Consider the following 18,228-nt stretch of genomic DNA (forward strand, 5'->3'; position numbering starts at 1 on the left):
CGATCACCGGCGCGGTTGGGTCTGCCACCGTGGCTGAGCGCCGTCACGGTGCCCCTTGGGTTCCGGACGGCTGTCGTGATTGTCTGGCCAAACCTAGACAGTGTGCAACTCCGTGATCCGCCACCGGCCGTCCGACCGCGAAGCCGACACCCGCAACTGCGCCGCCCCAGACGATCCGGCGTTGGTGTCGCCCCGAGTCGCGCTCTGGTCGACGAACACCAGCAGCGTGGCGTTGTCGCCCGACAGCATCGTCACGCCCGACAGTGCGACCTTCGACCGCAGCACCAACTTCTGCTCCGGGGCCTGCTGCCGAACCTGCTCGAACAGCTTCGCGTACTGGTCCTTCGCCGCTCCCACAAGCACATCCGCCGCCGCCTTCTCGGTCGCGGCGGTGTCGTCGAACTTGTAGGAGAAGATCTGCTCCACCGCCTCGTTGACCTGTCCGATCACCTGGGCGGTGGTCGAGTTGTCCACGACAGCGGTGTTGGCCTCAACCCGCGCCCGGTGGGACGCGGCGGCAATCGTCAGCCAGGTCCCCGCGGCGGCGACCACCAGGGCCACCACGATCAGCACCACCGACAGGCGCTTGCTCGGCGCGGGGGTGTCCACATCCGAGTCAGGCTCAGCGACAGCAGAGTCGGTGTCGGTATCGGCATCAGACTCGATATCCGCGTCCACCAAGTCCTCATCGATCCCGAGGTCCGGTGTGGCGAGCGCGGTGCCGCCGCGCTTGCGGGTGCCCGCGACCACGGGCCTGCGGCGGTTGGGGTGGGTCTTGCGGTCGGTACGCATGGGAGTCCTCTCACACCGGGATGTACGGGACCTGGGCGAGACCGCCCACCTTCCACCCGGCGGGTGTCCGGACCAGATCGGCCTGGAAGCGGTTCCGCTTGGTGGCGGGCTCCCCGGTCTCGGGCCGCACGACGATCTCCACCGCGGCGATGAGCGTCGCCGTGCCGCGAGGCTCGTCGAGTGCGGTCAGGGCCAGGTCGAGCACTGTCCCGGTGGTCGTCGCCTTGGCCTGCTGGATCTGCTGTTTGCTGCCGTCGAGCGACGCCTTCAGCTCCTCGTGAAGCGCGCCGGTCGACGTGTCGAGCCAGCGGGCGAGGCCCGCGTCGACGCTGCGGTAGTCCAGCGATGTCATGGTGGCCACGGCAGTGCGGCCCGCGGTCAGGACGTCGTCACGGGCCGCCGCGGCGGCGATCGTGTCCGACGTCGTCGCCTGCCAGTAGGAGAATCCGCCCCACGCGGCGAATGCCGTGGCCAGGACAACCGCGACAATACCGACGCGGCGAAGGATCGTGGTCGACGCCATCTCGCCTCACTCTCTTGTGGACTGTCTGGAAAGGACTTGTCAGCCACCGGGCTTGGACGCGGGCGGCACGGCACCCGAACCGGGGGCGTTCTGCGAGCCGCGCACGCCGACACCCGTGCTGGCCGCCAACGCGCAGCGGGCCTGGGTGTTGAACTGGGCGGGACTGGTGTCCTTGCCGTCGCGGTACTTGGTGTTGTAACCGGTGACGCAGGGCAGCGGCGCGAAGAACGTCGACGCGAGGCCGAAGTGAGCGCCGTCCGGCCGGATGACCTGGCGGCCGGCGGCGACCGCCTGCGGGGTGATCACCAGCAGCTGCTCCAGGTTGCCCTGTCGGGTCTGCAGCACGTTCGACGTCGTCAGCAGGTTCGCCAGCAGAATCCCGGTCGCCCCACCGATCTCCTTGATCAGCTCACTGACCTGGAGCGCGACGGCGGGGGCGGAGCCCAGCAGGGTCCGGATGTCGCCGTCGGAGGCCTTGAACTGCTCGGCGATCAGCTTCATGTTGACGCTGAAGGATTTGATCGCCTCCCCGTTCTCCACCTGCCTGCTCAGCATGACCCCGGCATCGGTGATCAGCGTGGTGGTCTGCGGCAGGTGTTCGACGGCTTTGTCGGTGAAGCTCGCCGCGGAGTCGAGCAGGGCCTGCAGGTGCGGGCCGGTCTCGAGCGTCGCGTCGTAGAGCTCGTCGACCACGTTGCGCAGGTCGTCGGTGGGCACCGAGGTGACCAGCTTGTCCAGGTTGAGCAGCAGCGTCTCGGTGGGCAGCGGCAGCGCCGTGTTGCGCTGCTGGATGACCGAACCGTCGGCCAGGAAGGGCGATCCGGCGCGGCGCGGGCGCAGGTCGATGTACTGCTCGCCGACCGCCGACCGGTTGGCCACCACGGCGTCGACCTCCTCGGGCACCGCGGGCGCGTCCGGCCTGATCAGCAGCTCGACCTCGACTCCCGCGTCGGTCAGCTGCAGTTGGCCCACCCGACCGATCCCGACGCCGCGGTAGGTGACCTCGGCGTGGGTGAAGATGCCGCCGGAGTCGGCGAGCCGGACGGTGACCGTGTAGCCGGAGTTGCCGAACATGCCGCCGAGACCGGCGTACCGCGCGCCGACATAGCTCACGCCGACCAGCGCGATGAGCACGAAGGCCACCACTTGGACCCGGACTTTCCTGGTCAGCATCAGCGACCTCCCTGCTCGTTGGAGGGCAGCGGAAGGCTGGGCGCGCCCGCGATCGTCTGCGGCGGCGCGACCTTCGCGTCGAGCTTCAGATAGGTGTTGAGGTAGTCGCCCTTGATCGCGTCGAGCGCGGAGTCGGGGAACGGGAACGTCAGGAGCATCTCCATCGCCCTGGGCAGGTCCGCCCCGGCTTCGGTGAGCTTGCGCAGCGTCGGTTCGAGCGCGCGCAGGTCGGCGACGATGTCGTCCTTGCTCTGCCTGATGGTGTCGACCGCGACGTCGGAGAGCATGTCGAGCGCGCCGAGCATGCCGACGAGCTTCTCCCGCTGCTGGCTGAGCGTCTCGATGCCGGGGGTCAGGTTGTCGATCATGTTGGCGATCTGCTCCTTGCGTGAGCCAAGGGATTCCGCCAGCTTGCCCATGCCGTCCAAGGCGCGGGTGATCTCGCCCTTGCGGGCGTCGAGACCGCTGACGAACGTGTTCATGTTCTTCAGCAGGGAGCGGATGGCTTCCTCGTTGCCGCCGTACGCCGCGTTGAGTTCCTTGGTGATCTGCTGGAGCTGGCCGACGCCACCGCCGTTGAGCAGCAGCGACAGCGCGCCGAAGACCTCTTCGATCTGCGGGTTGCGGTCGGTGCGCTCCAACGGGATCTGGTCGCCCTCGCTGAGCTTGCCGTCGGGGCTCTCGTTGGGCGGCTCGTCGAGTTCGATGAACTTCTCGCCGAGGACGCTGGACATCCGCAGCCGGGCCACTGAGTTCGCGGGCAGTGAGACCGACCCGTTGACCACGACGGTGACGAGTGCCGTGCGGCCGTCGGGCGCGAGTTCGATCGTCTCGACCCGGCCGACCGAGACGTCGCCGACCTTGACGCCGGACTGGGGCACGAGGTCGAGGACGTCACGGAACTGCGCGGTCACCCGGAACGGGTGGTCACCGAGGTCGGCGCCGCCGGGCAGCGGCATGTCGTAGAGCCCGCCCACCGAGCCGCACCCGGCGATGGGAAGCACGACAAGGGGAAGCACGACGAGGAGGGCGGCGGCCAGCCGCAGCCGGGTCCTCACTGTCCCACCAAGGGCAGTACCGGGTTGGCGCTGGAGAACTCGGTGAGGTTGCCGCGGCCGTCGATGGTGCCGGTGGCCGGGTCGTAGGCGTTCATGACGTTGGTCAGCGCGAGCGGCGCGGTGTCGAACGCCTCGGCGAGCGCGGCGCGCTGGTCGGCGAGCATCTGCGCGGTGCCCTGCAGCTTGTCCAGGCTGACCTTGATCTTGCCGCGGTTGTCCTTGATGAACGCCTCCACCACCGACAACGCGCCCGCGAGTTCGTGCATCGCGCCGCCGAAGGTGTCGCGCTCCTCGGCGAGGAACTGGGACACCTGGGCCAGCTGGTCGTTGAACTTGCCGACCACCTCGTCGTTCGTCGCCAGCATGGTGGTGATCTTCTGGATGTTGTCGATGCTGTCGAACAGGTGGTCCTGGGAGCCGCTGAGCGTGCGCGCGGACTGGCCGAGCGCCTTGAGCATGTTGTTGATTTCCTTGCCGTTGCCCTCGAGGAAGGTCGAGCCGCTGGTGATGAAGTCCGACAGCGCGCCCGCCTTGTTCGCCCCGTCCGGGCCGAGCGCGGTGTTGAGTTTGTCGAGGCTGGTGAACAGCTCGTCGAGTTCGACCGGCACCATCGTGCTGCTCACCGGGATGATCGCGTTCTCGGCGAGTTCCGGGCCGCTGGAGTAGGCGGGCGCGAGCTGCACGTACCGGTCGCTGACCAGGCTGGGCGCGATCACCACGGCGACCGCCCCGGCCGGGATCGGGATGCCGGGTTCGAGGGTCATGCCGACCTTGACCGTGGCGCCCTGCGGTTCGACGGTGTCGACGGTGCCCACTTTGACCCCGAGCACGCGGACGTCGGACTCGGGGTAAACGCCGACGGCGGCGGTGAAGTACGCCGTGACCTTGTTGCCCGACTCCAGTTTCGGCAGCACCCAGAGCACGGCCGCGGCGACGATCGCGATGACGGTGACGGTCGCGAGGAGTCCCCGCACCACCGCCCACTTCCTGGTGGCCGCCATCAGCGACCCCCTCCCTTCGACGGCACGCAGCCGCCACCGCTCGCGGGCACCAGCCCGCAGATGTAGGTGTCGATCCACCGGCCGTTGCCGACCGCGTTGCCGACGAGGCGGTAGAACGGTCCGGCCAGGCGCAGCGACCGCTCCAGGTGCTGCTGGTTGCGCTGCAGCACGTCGGCGACCCGGTTGAGCTGGTCGAGCGCGGGTCCGAGCTGGGCCTGGTTGTCCTTCACCAGCCCGGCGAGTTCGCGGCCGAGGTCCTGGGTTCCCTTGAGCAGCGCGGTGATCGCGTCCTTGCGCTTGTTGAACTCCTGCAGCAGGGTCGCGCCGTCCTTGAGCAGCAGCTCGAACTGGGCGTTGCGGTCGGCGATGGTCTTGGTGAACGTCGCGCTGTGTTCGAGGAGCTTCTTGAGTTCCTGGTCGCGGGTGGAGATGGTCTGCGACAGCGCCGACAGCCCGGTCAGGGCCGAGCGGACCTCTTCCGGGGTCGCGGCGGTGAACGTCTCCGCGAGGGTGGTGAAGCTCTTCGCGAGCAGCGTGGTGTCGATCTGCCCGGTCGTCTCGGCCAGGTCGGCGAAGGCGTCGGTCACGTCGTACGGCGTGACCGTGCGGTTCACCGGGATGTGTGTGGCCGGGTCCTGCTCCTCGGTGCCCTTCGGTTCGAGGTTCAGGTTCTTCTGCCCGAGCAAGGTCTTGATCTTGATGTGGGCGACGGTCTGGTCACCGACCCACACGCCCTTGATCCGGAAGCTGATCAGCACCACTTGGCCTTTGAGCTCGACCTTGGTGATCTTGCCGACCTTCACCCCGGCCACGCGCACCTCGTCGTCGGGCTTGAGCCCGGCGGCCTCGCGGAACTGCGCGGTGTACGTGGTGCCGCTGCCGATCAGTGGCAGCTCCGGTCCGAAGTAGATCAGCGCGGCGACCAGGAACATGATCAGCCCGCCGACGACGCCGACCTTGGCCTGGTTGCGTTCGCTGAACGGCTTCACTTGCCACGACTTCAGGTTCTTCAGCTTCACCGTCCGCACCTCGCGTCCGTGACGGGGATCCCGACCGGGAGCGGCTGGGTTCCGGGCAGCTGCGGTGCGGGTTTGACGTTCGTCGTGGCCCCGCAGAGGTAGAGGTTCATCCACGAGCCGTAGGACACCGTCCGGCCGATCGTCTCGTACTTGGTCGGCAGCATCGCGATGAACTTGTCGAACGCGGGCGAGTTGTCCGCCAGGGTCTTCGACAGCGCGCCAAGGGCTTCGATGTCGCGGCGCAGTGGTTCGCGGCCCGCCTGCAGCAGGCCGGAGCTGCTCGTGGCCAGGGCGGACAGGCTCTCGAGTGCGTCGCCGATCGGCTTGGCGTCGGATGCCAGGCCCGTCACCAGCTGCTGCGTCGTGGTGATCAGGGTGCCCAGCTTGTCGCCGCGGCCGTTGATCTGCTCCAGGACCGAGTTGAGGTTGCCGATGACCTTGCCGATGACTTCGTCCTTGTCCGCCAGCGTGTTCGTCAGCGACGCGGTGTGCTGGATCAGGCTCTGCACCGTGCCGCCCTCACCTTGCAGCACCTGCACGATCTCGAAGGAGAGCTGGTTGACGTCCTGCGGGGTCAGCGCCTGGAACAGCGGCTTGAACCCGTTGAACATCGCGGTCAGGTCGAGCGCGGGCCGGGTGCGCTCCAGCGGGATCAGCTGGCCCTCGGCCATCGTCACCGTGGCGTCGCCCGTCCCCTGGTCCAGCGAGATGTAGCGCTGGCCGATCAGGTTGCGGAACTTGATCGCCGCGGTCGCCTCGAGGGTGAGCCGCCAGCGCCGGTCGACGGAGAACTCGACCTCGGCGACGGCGTTGTCCACGATCTCGATGTGGTCGACCTGGCCGACCCGCACCCCGGACATGCGCACGTCGTCACCGGGGTTGAGCGAGGTGACATCGGTGAACCGTGCCTTGTAGGTCGCCGTGTCGCCGCTGCCGCGGTTGGCGATGGTGATCGCCAGGATCGTGGTCGCGAGCAACGTGACGAGAGTGAAGATCAGGCCTTTGAGCAGCGGTCCGGTCAGGCTCCTCATCGCAGGGTCACCTCGGCTCCGCGCAGCAGGGGCCCGACAAGCAGGCCGCTCCAGTCGGGGACCTCCTCGGGGGTGACGCCCCACGCCGCCCCGAGCAGTTCGCCGACGAACCGGCTCTCCGCGGGTGAGTTGGGGCCCGCCGAGGACGGCACGGTCATGCCTTGCGCCCCACCGGACTGGTAGCAGCGCGGTCCGCCGCCCGCGGTGTAGCGCGGGGTGTCGCGGCCGGGCAGGTACGGGCCCCGGGAGGGTTTCACGGTGATCGTCACGTGCAGTCCTGGCTGGTTGGTGCCGACGCCGAGCGCCTTGTCCACGTCGGGCTTGAGCGCGTTCACCGCCGCGAACAGGCACGGGAACGAGGGCGAGTACCGGGCGAGCAGCTCCAGCGAGGGCCTGCTGGCCGCGGAGAGGCCGATCAGGTTCTTCCCGTTGGTCTCGAGGAACCCGGCGAGGTGGCCGGACGCGTCGGTCACCGTGGTGACCATGTCGATGATGTTCTGCCGGTTGTCGGCGATCGTCTTCGCCGTGGCACTCATCTCCGACAGCGCGTCGACGATCGCCGGGCCCGCGTCCTGGTACGTCTCCAGGGTTTCGGCGAGTTTGACCAGGTCGGTCTCGATCTGCGGCATCTGCGGGTTGATGGCGGCCAGGTAGCCGTTGAGCTTGACCATGGTCTCCCCCAGCGGTTTCCCCCGGCCGTCCAAGGCCTGCGAGATCGCGCCGAGGGTGCTCGCCAGCTTCTGCGGCTGCACCGCCTGCAGCACCGGCATCAGGTCGCGCAGTGCCTTCTCGACCTCGATCGCCTTGCCGCTGAGGTCCTGGTCGATCGTGTCGCCCTCGGCGAGCCGGGTCGCGTCCGCCGACTCCGGGATGATCAGGCTGACGTAGCGCTGGCCGAACAGGGTCTTGGGCAGCAGCCGCGCGGTCACGTTGCGGGGCAGCTGCTTGAGCTTGTCCGGGTCCATGGCCAGGCCGACGTCGACGCCGCCGTTGACGACATCGATGGTGCGGACCGTGCCCACCACCATGCCGCGAACCTTGACGTCGGCGTTGACCTTGAGCTGGTTGCCGACCCGGTCGGCGCGCAGCCGCACCGGCACGTCGGAGCTGAACTGGTGCTGGTAGATGGCCACGGTCAGCCAACCCGAGGCGAGGATCAGGATGATGAAGACCAGGCCCAAGCCCTGGTTGCGCAGCCGCGCCTTACGCATGTCCATGCTCATCCCGCCACCCGCACGGTCGTCGTCGCGCCCCAGATCGCCAGGCTGAGGAAGAAGTCCAGGATGCTGACCAGCACGATCGAGGTCCGCACGGAGCGGCCGACCGCGACGCCGACACCGGCCGGGCCGCCGGTGGCGCGGTAGCCGTAGAAGCAGTGCGTCAGGATGATCGCCACGCTGAAGATCAGCACCTTGACGAACGACCAGAGCACGTCCTCCGGTGGGAGGAACAGGCTGAAGTAGTGGTCGTAGGTGCCCGCCGACTGCCCGTAGACCTCCACCGTGATGGTGCGCGCGGCGATGTAGGAGGTGAGCAGGCCGATCACGTACAGCGGGATGATCGCGCAGAACCCGGCGATGATCCGGGTCGTCACCAGGTACGGCAGGCTGCGCACCGCCATGACCTCCAGCGCGTCGATCTCCTCGGAGATCCGCATCGCGCCGAGCTGGGCGGTGAAGCCGGACCCGACCGTCGACGACAGCGCGAGACCGGCGACGAGCGGCGCGATCTCACGGGTGTTGAGGTAGGCGGAGAGGAAGCCCGCGAACGCCGAGGTGCCGATCTGGTTGAGCGCGGAGAAGCCCTGCAGGCCGACGACCGTGCCGGTGAACACGCTCAGGCCGACCATCACGCCGATGGTGCCGCCGATGACGGCGAGCGCGCCGCTGCCGAAGCTGACCTCGGCGAGCAGCCGGATGACCTCCCGGGAGTACCGGGTGACCGTGAGCGGAATCCAGGCCAGGGCCCGGAAGTAGAACCAGAGCTGGTCGCCGAGGCGTTCCAGGCCGTTCGTCGAACGCAGCACCGCGCGGCGGCGGCGCTCACTGATGTTGATCACCGACTCACGCTCCCTTCGCGGGGACGATTTGCAGGTAGATCACGCTGATCACGAAGTTGACGAAGAAGAGCAGCAGGAACGTGATGACCACGGACTGGTTCACCACGTCGCCGACGCCCTTCGGGCCGCCCTTGGGGTTGAGCCCCCGGTAGGCGGCGACCAACCCGGCGAGGAAGCCGAAGATGAGCGCCTTGAGCTCGCTGACCCACAGGTCGGGCAGCTGGGCCAGGGCGGAGAAGCTGGCGAGGAAGGCGCCGGGCGTGCCGTCCTGCATGATCACGTTGAAGAAGTAGCCGCCCGCGACACCGACGACGCTGACCATGCCGTTGAGCAGCACACTCGCCAGCATCGCGGCCAGCACCCGAGGCACGACCAGGCGCTGCACCGGCGAGACGCCGAGGACCTTCATCGCGTCGATCTCTTCGCGGATGGTGCGGGAGCCGAGGTCGGCGCAGATGGCCGAGCCGCCCGCCCCCGCGATGATCAGCGTGGTCACGATCGGGCTCGCCTGCTGGATCACCGCCAGGACGCTGGCCGCGCCGTTGAACGACTCCGCGCCGATCTGGCTGGTCAGCGACCCGAGTTGCAGGGTGATGACCGCGCCGAACGGGATCGCGACGAACGCGGCGGGAAGAATCGAGACGCTCGCGATGAACCAGAACTGCTGGATGAACTCACGGGCCTGGAAGGGCCTGCGGAACATGTTCACGACGACGTCGAGGCCGAGGGAGAACAGGCTGCCGAACTCGTTGAGCGCGCTGACGACCGCTGACCGGGACTTGTCCATCAGGGTGGTCACGGACGCGCCTCCGGTCGGGGGCGCTGGCGGTGCTCGTCACCGGGACGTGAGCCCCGGTGCGGCAGCGGAGGTGGGGGGTGCGGCCTGCCGGTCGCGCCTGGGTCCAGTGTGGACACACCGGGGATCGTCGCGACCGGACCCGCGTGCCTGGTGGCCATGCGGCTCTGCGCGGCGCGGCGGGCCCAGTCGTCGTAGCGGCCGAGGTCCTCGGCGCTGAGCGAGGCAAGCACACCGTGCTGGGCGCTCTCGGGCAGCGTGTCGAGGATCTTCAGCACCCGGTTGCGGCGCCTGCGCACCGCGTCGCGGGCGGGCATCCCCGGCGTCGGCTCGATCTGCGGCACCACACCGCGAACGTCCTCATTGGACCCGTCGGAGTGCCCGGCTTCGGCGTGGGCCTGCTCGCGGGCCATCTGCGCCTGGTCCTTCTCCTCGGACATCCCGATCGGACCGAACCGCCTGCCGTTGAGGAACTGCTCCACGACCGGCTCGTCGCTGGTGAGCAGCACCTCACGCGGGCCGAACATGATCAGTTCCTTGCGGAAGAGCATGCCGATGTTGTCCGGGACCGTCCGGGCGAGGTTGATGTTGTGGGTGACGATGAGGATCGTCGCGTCGATCTGCGCGTTCAGGTCGATGAGCAACTGCGACAGGTATGCCGTGCGGACCGGGTCGAGACCGGAGTCCGGCTCGTCGCACAGGATGATCTCGGGGTCGAGCACGAGGGCCCGGGCCAGCCCGGCGCGCTTGCGCATACCGCCGGAGATCTCGCCGGGCAGCTTGGTCTCCGCGCCCTGCAGGCCGGTCAGCTCGAGCTTCTCGAAGACGATCCGCTTGATCTCGGCCTCGGACTTCCTCGTGTGCTCACGCAGCGGGAACGCCACGTTGTCGAAGAGGTTCATCGAGCCGAACAGGGCGCCGTCCTGGAACAGCACCCCGAAGAGTTTGCGGATCTCGTACATCTCCCGCTCGCTGCACGTGCACAGGTTGACCCCGTTGATGATCACGCTGCCGCGCTCGGGCTTGAGCAGCCCGATCAGGCATTTCAGGAAGACGGACTTGCCCGTGCCCGAAGGTCCGAGCAGCGCCGACACCTCACCCTGGGGCAGGGTGAGGGTGACGTCGCGCCAGATGGACTGGCGGCCGAAGGACTTGCTCAATCCCTCGACGGCGACCTCGACACCCATCGCATCTCCCAATGATTTCGTCTTCGCCGAAGGACAAACACAATCCAGGCACCGGGCATTTCTTTCCGACCCGACGACTAATAGCGGGACCACATTCACGCAATGGTCGCGAATCGGCTACTCAGCGGTACATTACCGACGTGTCACACGGCTGACAACATGTGCCCGAAATGGCTTCCATAATGGCCCGGAATGCGGGCGGAGTTGTCACTCCGGACAGAGTTCGCCCACGGACTTTGTGGAACGGACAGCAAGGGCTCAGTCCAGCTGCTGGACGAGCGGGTGCTCATCGGTCAGCAGGCGCTTGAGGACCTTTCCGGTCGGGTTGCGCGGCAGCTCGTCGACGAACAGCACATCGCGCGGCACGGAGAACCGGGCCAGCCGCTGATGGACATAAGAACGCACTATTTCCGCGTCGAGTCGCGCGCCCGCGCGAAGCACGAGATAGGCGGCCAGGCGCTGGCCGTACTCGTCGTCGGGCACGCCGACCACGGCGACGTCGTCGACCTGCGGCAGCGCGGACAGCACTTCCTCGACCGGCCGGGGGAAGACGTTCTCCCCACCGGAGACGATCATCTCGTCGTCGCGGCCGGAGACGAAGAGCCGCCCGTCGGCGTCGAAGTAGCCGCGGTCGCCGGTGTCCATCAGGTGGTGTCTGATCTCGCGGGCGACGCCGTCGGTGTAGCCGTCGAAGAGCATGTCGTTGCCGACGAAGATCCGCCCGACCGATCCCGGTGGCACCTGCTCGCCGTCGGGCCCGAGGATGCCCAGGGTCGAGCCCAGCGGCGAACGGCCCGCGGTGGTCGGCGCGGCCCGCAGGTCGGCGGGGGTGGCGATGGCGCCGGCGGAGACCTCGGTGGAGCCGTAGAAGTTGTAGAGGATGTCGCCGAAGACGTCCATGAAGCCGGTGACCACGGTGCCGGGGATCGCCGAGCCGCTGCTGGCGACGATGCGCAGGCTGGAGGTGTCGTAGCGCTCGCGCACGTGGTCGGGCAGGGCGAGCATGCGCTGCAGCATGATCGGCACCACGAACAGCGTGGTGATCCGGTGCTTCTCGATCGCCCGCAGCGTGGCCTCGGCGTCGAAGGTGCGCTGCAGCGAAAGGGTGGCGCGCAGGACCATGCCGATCTGGACGCCGACCAGGCCCCAGCTGTGGAAGATCGGGGCGGCGATGAGAACGCTGTCGCCTACCTTCATCGGGATGCGGGAGAGCACCATCGCCGCGCTGCCCAGGCCGGGCGGCGTCGGTCGGCGCGCGCCCTTCGGCGTGCCGGAGGTGCCCGAGGTCATCACGATGAGCCTGCCCGGCTCCTTGGGCGCCGTGAACATGCCCGGCTCGTTCTCGGCGATCACGCTCTCGACCGTGGGCGACTTCGAGCCGGTCCACAGCCGGGTGATGGTCACCGGCAGGTAGTCGACCTTGCCCGCGAACTCGTCGTCGACGACGAGCACCTTGACCCGATGGCGCCGCACGACCTCCACGACCTGCTCCGCGGACAGCGCGGTGTTGAGCATGACGACGTCGGCGCCGAGTTTGCCGAAGGCGACCAGCGACTCGACGAACGACGCGTGGTTTCGGGCCAGGATGCCGACCTTGCTCCCGGCGCGCACACCGAGGTCGCGCAGTCCCTCCGCGAGCCTGCTGGAGCGGTCGGCGATCTCGCCGAAGGTGCGTCGGCCCGTGGGGTCGATGACCGCGGTCTTGCCTGGTTCGCGAGCCGCTGCCGCGGTGTACCCGGCGACCATGGTCCCGCCCCAGGTCGCGACCGCCTTGAGCTGCTTGAACATCTTGTCCGGCCGCGTGGGGACCAGGATCCCGGCCTTGGCCAGGGTGGAGACCATCCGCATCGGGGACGAGCTGACGTCCCTGCGCTTGAGCACCGCGCGCGGGTCGGAGATGCCCGCGAGGTTCCCGTCGATGCGGCGCACGGCGTCGCGGACCCAGTTCTTGATGTCGGACTCGGTCCAGTCGATCCCCTGCGGGTGGCGCAGCATCGGCTGGAAGAAGACGAACTTGAGGATCGTCCGACCCGGTCCGCCGTCCTCGAGTCGGATCGAGACCCAGCTGCCGTTGTCCGGCTTGCCCGCCAGGACGAGCTGCTCGTCGGGCCGGGCGATCCTGGTCTCGATCTCGTGGTGCAGCAGCGCGCCCGGACCCATGTAGGCGCGCAGCAGGAAGCGGGCTGGGGTGCCATATCCCCGAGCGGCTATCTGCTCGAATGAGGTGATTCCGCGGAAGAATCGCGAATACCGCGGAAGGTCGCCGATCACGCTCCACACACGCTCGCGCGGATGATCGATGTTGATGTCGAAGACAACACAATCGGCTGACATGGCACACGATCCTGTCTTTGCTTAAAAACAACCCCCGAATTTTGTGGAGCGCACCCTCTCTGATAGGTGTCACAGCTCGACAATCAGGATCGCAGCGCGAATCCGCGCTGGTCAAGGCTATTTTGTCGACCGGCGAAATATCGCTTCGCTCCACAAGTTATCGCTCGTGTTCTGTCAGTTCACCACAGGCTGATCACGCAGAACGTGCAAGAAATTCAAGTCCGGTCGCGGCCTCGGCGGCGCCGCCCGCGGCGGCGAACGACTCCTGTACCCGCTTGGCGGCGTCGCGGTAGCCGGGCTCGGCCAGGACCGCGTCGATCGCCTTGCCGATCCGCTCGGCCCCCGCGTGCACGAACCGCAGCCGCAGGCCCGCCCCGGCGCGCACGACCTGCTCGGCGATCACGGGTTGGTCGTCCCGGATCGGGGCGACGACCAGCGGAACGGCCCGGTCGAGCGCCTCGCAGACGGTGTTGTGCCCGGCGTGGCAGACCACGAGCGCGGCCCGATCGAGCAGTTCGGGTTGCGGCACCTCGGCGCGGCAGAGAACGTTCGCGGGAACGTCCGCGAGCGTGTCCGCGGGGTCGACGACGACGGCTTGCAGGTCCGGTCGGTCGCGCAGGGCGGTGACACTGTCGGCGAGGAACTTGGCGCCGGCGTCGTCGTTGGCGGTGCCGAGGGTGACCAGGACAAGCGGCCGGTCGTCGAGCCACTCCCAGGGGAAGCCGATGGGCCGGGCGGGCCGTCGCGAGGGTCCGACGAACCGCACGGGCGCGGCCACCGCGGGGTCGCCTGCGAGGGCGGGGGTGGTGAACGCGAGCACCAGGTGCGGGGAGAAACGCAGATCGTGGTCGTCGAGCGGGTCGCCGAAACGCAGGCGAAGGTCGGTGAGCATTCCCCGGACCCAGCCGTCGATCGCGGGCATCGTCGCCAGCGGGTCGGTGATCTCGGAGGAGGTGGTGGCGGAGGTCGCCCAGGGCAGCCCGGTGCTGCCCGCGACGAGCGCCCCGGCGAGCGCCTGCTGGTCGACCAACAGCGCGTCGGGCTGCCACTGCTCGACCGCGGCCCGCACGCCGGGGAGCATCGTGTGGGCGAGTGGGACGAGCATGGCCTCCCAGAGGAACTTCCAGGCGGCGAACCCACGCACGTCGGCGGGCCGGTCGGGCAGCGGACAGGCGACGGGGAAAACGGTCGCGTCCGCGGGGAGGAGCCTGCTGAGCAGATCCTGGTCGCCCGCCCACGCCACTTCGTGCCCGCGCCCCATCAACTCGGCCGCGACCCCGGCGACCGGGTTGACATGGCCCACGAAGGGCGGCACGACGATCAAAAACCGGCTCACGCGGCCACCTCACACGTTCGGTGGCTCCACTCGCGAAGGCACTGTGTCAATGATTCGCTCGCGAGCTCGCTCATGCCGCCCCGACCTCCACCTCCGCGGGGATCGCCTCGATCTCTTCGATCCAGTCGAGCAGCAGGGTGCGCACGGTGCGGTGGCGCTCGACCAGCACCGAGTGGTTCTGGCCGTCGATCACCTCGGTTCGGCAGTCCGGCAGCGAGGACTGCACAGCCAGCAGGTTGTCGCTCTGGAATCCCTCACTGCCCACAATGGACAGCACCGGGCAGCGGATGCCGCGCAGCGCCTCAGCGTCGAGCAACGGCCCCTGGGGTACCTCGTCGACGATCGTCGTCGCCCGGATGACCGCGCCGGCGACCTTGGACAGGCGCGCGTGGTGGGCGCCGTAGGTCTCCTCCAGCCACGCGAGGACCTGAGGGTCCTCCATCCAGTCGACCACGTTCGTCAGCGTGCCGCCGATCTTTCGAGACCACTCGTGGGTGGCGGGCTCAGCTTCGATGGCGACGATGCTGCGCACCCGCGAGGGGTAGCGCTCGGCGAAGCTGAACGCGATGGTGCCGCCGAAGCTGTTGCCCACCAGGTGAACCGGGCCCTCGACGCCGGTTTCGTCCAGCAGTGCGCTGAGGTCCTCGACGAAGTCGGCGACCCGGTAGCCGCTCACCGGGCGGTCGCTGCGGCCGTGGGCACGCAGGTCGTAGGTGATCACGTCGATCCCCGCCTGCGACACCGGCGCGGCCAGGGTCAGGTAGAAGCTGGCGAGGCTGTCGTAGCCGAGGCCGTGCACGAACACCACCGTGGGCGGCTCCGGTGTGGCCGGGTTCTTCGCGGGCATCAGCTGGTAGTGCGTGCGGATGCCGTTCGCCTGGATCATGCCCACGGGTGTCAGCTCCCCGCCAGGCGCGGCCGGCTCAGCGCGGTGCGCACGAAGTCCACGAGCAGGCCGACCCGCATGCCGATCACGTCGTCGATGTCGAGGTCGGCGAGGAACGCCGCGAGGTTGACCTGCTCGCCGTAGCGGTCGGTCAGCATCGACCCGACGGTCACCAAGTCGATGCTCTCCAAGCCCAGCTCATCGTGGAACGTGGTGTCCATGGTGATCTCGACATCATCCAGGCCGTACTGGTCCAGGACTCTGAGGAGCATCGAGCTGATCTCCTCGAGCACTGCCTGCTGGGACGGCACCTCGGTGATCGGTGTGGTCGTCACGGTGTTTCCTCCTTCTGCGGTGTGGACTGGCCCGGGACCCAGGCCACGACGTACTGGCGAACGGGCAGGCCATCGGGATTGGCCACCAGTTCGATGCGGGCGCCGCCCGCGTTCACGATCAGCTCCGAGGCGGCCGAAGCCGCAGCTGTCAGCCGTGGATCGCGGTTGCGACTGGGTGGCCATTCGAGCTCGGCGATCGCGATCTGGCCGTCCACCATCGCCACCCCGAACTCGTGGCTGCTGTCGACGTTCACGGTCAGGTCGGGGATCTGGAGCCCGCCCACGCCGGTGACCGCGCACCGGCCGGACGCGACTTCCCGCACGCGCAGCTCGGCCGGGAACAGCGGGCCGTAGCCGTCGTCCCACAGCCTGCCGCGCACGGCGTCCTTGACCACGATCCGGCGCAGCAGCCAGCGCCGCCGCTCGGTCGGGTCGCACGCCTCGTACTCCGCGATCTCCGCGGCGCCAAGGTATTTGCGCAGGTAGAACTCGCGGGAAGCCAGGCTCGGCCAGCGTTCCGCGGCGGCCCACCAGCCGCCCTCGGCCCGCCACGACAGGGTGCTGGTCTCCGGGAACCGGTGCACCGAGCCGATCGCGGCGTCGCTGTCGAAGCGGGTGTCGGTCCAGCCCTCGATCGACACCGCCACCTCCCCGCCCGCGGTGACCTGGGCGTCGGCGCGCACGGTGGCCAAGTCGATCCCGGTGACCCGCATCGAGCAGTCCACAGTGGACCCGATGCCGAGAACCGGGCGGTGGAACCGGATCCGGCTGATCGCGATGGGGAAGGCGATCCAGCGCTGCGGGTGGTTCTCCACCAGCCAGTGGCCGATGACCTGGCCGACGTTGTCGAGTAGGGCGCCCGGCGCTTCGGGCACGGTGATCTCCGCGCGGGCGTCGTCGTCGGACACCGCGAGGGTGCGGCTGATCCCCTGGTAGGACGGGCCGTGGAAGAGCCAGCGCTGGGCGTAGAGGTCCGACGCCGACAGGCTCGGGGCCCGCTCCCCCAGCTTGTTCGGCCACGGCCGAGGGGCCCGCGGGTAGCTGTCGCCCAGCACGACCGTGCCGTCGGCGTAGTCCCCGAGCCGGACTTCGACCCGGTCGCTGTCCAACGGCCGCACCGACACGGCGACCTCGGTCGCGGGCGCGGCGACGAGCCAGCGGCGGAAGCGCAGGTTGTCGACGCCGACGACGACCCGGCCGGGCGCGGCCGAGCGGGCGGCGTCGATCAGGTGCTGCACGACGGTGGTCGCCGGGACGACGGGCCGCAGGTCGGTCTCGTCGGGCCATCCTTCGCGCTGCCGGGCGAAGCAGTGGTCGGCAAGGTAGGGCATGTCCGATGTGGACACGGTCAGGCTGAACTCGCGCGGTGCCAAGGCGGGGCGGCCCGCCGCGGTGAGGACGGCGGCGACGGCGTCGGCGGTCTCGTCGATGAGCGCGGTCAGCTCACGCAGCGCCGGGAACCGCACCGCCAGCTCGCTCAGCCGGGACAGACTCGGCTCGACCGGCTCCTCGGCCTTGCGCGGGACGAGCGCGGTGAAGTCGGGATTGCCGCCCTCGGCCCACAATGCGGCGGCGACCCGGCGAAGCTGGTCGACACCGGAGCGCTGCCCGGAGTTGGCCGCGACGGTGAGGTGCACGGCGTCGCGGAGCGTGTCGTCGATCAGCGACCCGAGCTGGCCGGGGCCCGCCTGGATGAAGACGCGCACACCGGAGTCGTAGAGGGCTTGGATGGTGGCGCGGAACCGGACGGGCTCGACCAAGTGGCGCACGCACAGCTCACGGGCCAGCGCCGGGTCGTCCGGGAACGGGCTCGCGGTGTTCGCCGACCAGACCGGGATGGCGGCCGGGTGCATGCGCAGGCTGGGCACGCCCTGTTCGAACTCGCCGAGGAACGGCGCGAGCATCGGGGTGTGGAAGCCGGAGCGGAACGGCAGCACCTGGCAGATCACCGCCGCCGCGCGCATCCGCTCGACCAGTTCGGCGATGCGGTCCGCGGGCCCGCACACGACGGTCTGGTTGGTCGAGTTCTCGTGCGAGATCACCAGATCCGGACTGTGCGCGATGGCTTCGGCGGCGCGGGCGGCGGGGCAGCCGAGCACCGCGAACTCGACGCCGGGCACGCGCAGCGCGTCCAGGTCGGTGCGGGTGAGCATGGCGTCGAAGTCGGCACCGGAGACGACACCGCCCGCGATCATCGCCGTCCACTCGCCGACGCTGTGCCCGGCGACGGCGTCCGGCACGATCGCCATCCGGCGCAGCGCCGCGTCCAGCAGCCTGCCCACCGCGAGGACCGCGCCGCCGTGCCTGCCGACGGTCTGGGTGCCCAGGTCAGGCACCGGCACACCGAGCAGTTCGGCGAGATCGTCGACCCGTGGGGCGAAGTCGGCTTCCAGGCCGGGGAAGACGAACGCGGTCCGACCGCCGCGCAGCAACTGGTCGGGGCTGAACCACACGTCGTCGCGACCACGCAGGGCACGGCCCCTGGCGACGACCTTGCGGGCAAGGGCGAGCCTGCGCGGAGTCGGGTCGACGATGCCGAGCCGCGCGCCGATCGCCGTGCCGGGCGGCAGGGCGAGGACGTCGGTGTCGGAGCGGTCAAGCAGCGCGGACAGCTCGGCCGGGCTGGCGGCGGCCAGCAGCAGCACCCGCTCCGGCTCGGTGACCGTCCTGGGTCCGAGGATGTCGATGGCCGTCATCG

Annotated in this window: 16 protein-coding genes; all 16 read right to left on the reverse strand. The window is 69.1% G+C overall.

What is annotated here, in order from left to right; translation table 11 throughout:
* Positions 1–93 precede the first annotated feature (93 nt).
* Positions 94–792 (reverse strand): hypothetical protein, encoded by a 699-nt coding sequence (locus ACUZ2Y_RS06470; RefSeq protein ID WP_476327894.1) that lies wholly within the window; start codon positions 790–792, stop codon positions 94–96.
* Positions 793–802: 10 nt separating this feature from the next.
* Positions 803–1,315, reverse strand: coding sequence for a hypothetical protein (locus tag ACUZ2Y_RS06475; protein ID WP_476327896.1), 513 nt, complete (start codon positions 1,313–1,315; stop codon positions 803–805).
* Between the two features lie 39 nt (positions 1,316–1,354).
* On the reverse strand, positions 1,355–2,488 hold the full coding sequence (locus ACUZ2Y_RS06480; RefSeq protein WP_476327898.1) for an MlaD family protein: 1,134 nt from the start codon (positions 2,486–2,488) through the stop codon (positions 1,355–1,357).
* Positions 2,488–3,546 (reverse strand): MCE family protein, encoded by a 1,059-nt coding sequence (locus ACUZ2Y_RS06485; RefSeq protein ID WP_476327900.1) that lies wholly within the window; start codon positions 3,544–3,546, stop codon positions 2,488–2,490. The genes ACUZ2Y_RS06480 and ACUZ2Y_RS06485 overlap by 1 nt, the downstream gene beginning before the upstream one ends.
* Positions 3,543–4,547, reverse strand: a complete 1,005-nt coding sequence (locus ACUZ2Y_RS06490; protein ID WP_476327902.1) for an MCE family protein — start codon at positions 4,545–4,547, stop codon at positions 3,543–3,545. The genes ACUZ2Y_RS06485 and ACUZ2Y_RS06490 overlap by 4 nt, the downstream gene beginning before the upstream one ends.
* Positions 4,547–5,566 (reverse strand): MCE family protein, encoded by a 1,020-nt coding sequence (locus tag ACUZ2Y_RS06495; protein WP_476327904.1) that lies wholly within the window; start codon positions 5,564–5,566, stop codon positions 4,547–4,549. Before ACUZ2Y_RS06495 ends, ACUZ2Y_RS06490 begins: the two co-directional genes overlap by 1 nt.
* The gene (locus ACUZ2Y_RS06500; RefSeq protein WP_476327906.1) at positions 5,563–6,597 is read right to left on the reverse strand and encodes an MCE family protein; all 1,035 of its coding nucleotides are present in this window, start codon (positions 6,595–6,597) and stop codon (positions 5,563–5,565) included. The genes ACUZ2Y_RS06495 and ACUZ2Y_RS06500 overlap by 4 nt, the downstream gene beginning before the upstream one ends.
* Entirely contained in the window at positions 6,594–7,820 is a 1,227-nt protein-coding gene (locus ACUZ2Y_RS06505; RefSeq protein WP_476327908.1) for an MCE family protein, read from the reverse strand. Before ACUZ2Y_RS06505 ends, ACUZ2Y_RS06500 begins: the two co-directional genes overlap by 4 nt.
* Positions 7,817–8,656: an MlaE family ABC transporter permease gene (locus ACUZ2Y_RS06510; protein ID WP_476327910.1), complete on the reverse strand. Its 840-nt coding sequence runs from the start codon at positions 8,654–8,656 to the stop codon at positions 7,817–7,819. The genes ACUZ2Y_RS06505 and ACUZ2Y_RS06510 overlap by 4 nt, the downstream gene beginning before the upstream one ends.
* Before the next feature lie 4 nt (positions 8,657–8,660).
* A complete protein-coding gene (locus tag ACUZ2Y_RS06515) occupies positions 8,661–9,443 on the reverse strand; it encodes an MlaE family ABC transporter permease (RefSeq protein WP_476331613.1) in 783 nt (260 codons plus the stop codon).
* Positions 9,444–9,451: 8 nt separating this feature from the next.
* Positions 9,452–10,639, reverse strand: a complete 1,188-nt coding sequence (locus ACUZ2Y_RS06520; protein WP_476327912.1) for an ABC transporter ATP-binding protein — start codon at positions 10,637–10,639, stop codon at positions 9,452–9,454.
* 258 nt (positions 10,640–10,897) lie between these two features.
* Positions 10,898–12,973, reverse strand: a complete 2,076-nt coding sequence (locus ACUZ2Y_RS06525; RefSeq protein WP_476327914.1) for an AMP-binding protein — start codon at positions 12,971–12,973, stop codon at positions 10,898–10,900.
* A gap of 193 nt (positions 12,974–13,166) precedes the next feature.
* Positions 13,167–14,309: a glycosyltransferase gene (locus ACUZ2Y_RS06530; protein WP_476327916.1), complete on the reverse strand. Its 1,143-nt coding sequence runs from the start codon at positions 14,307–14,309 to the stop codon at positions 13,167–13,169.
* A 70-nt stretch (positions 14,310–14,379) separates the two neighbouring features.
* Entirely contained in the window at positions 14,380–15,195 is an 816-nt protein-coding gene (locus ACUZ2Y_RS06535; protein WP_476331616.1) for an alpha/beta fold hydrolase, read from the reverse strand.
* Positions 15,196–15,206: 11 nt separating this feature from the next.
* Positions 15,207–15,530, reverse strand: a complete 324-nt coding sequence (locus ACUZ2Y_RS06540; protein WP_476327918.1) for an acyl carrier protein — start codon at positions 15,528–15,530, stop codon at positions 15,207–15,209.
* Positions 15,527–18,226: an acyltransferase domain-containing protein gene (locus ACUZ2Y_RS06545; RefSeq protein ID WP_476327920.1), complete on the reverse strand. Its 2,700-nt coding sequence runs from the start codon at positions 18,224–18,226 to the stop codon at positions 15,527–15,529. Before ACUZ2Y_RS06545 ends, ACUZ2Y_RS06540 begins: the two co-directional genes overlap by 4 nt.
* Positions 18,227–18,228: the final 2 nt, after the last annotated feature.

The sequence above is a fragment of the Actinokineospora sp. UV203 genome (assembly GCF_056323665.1).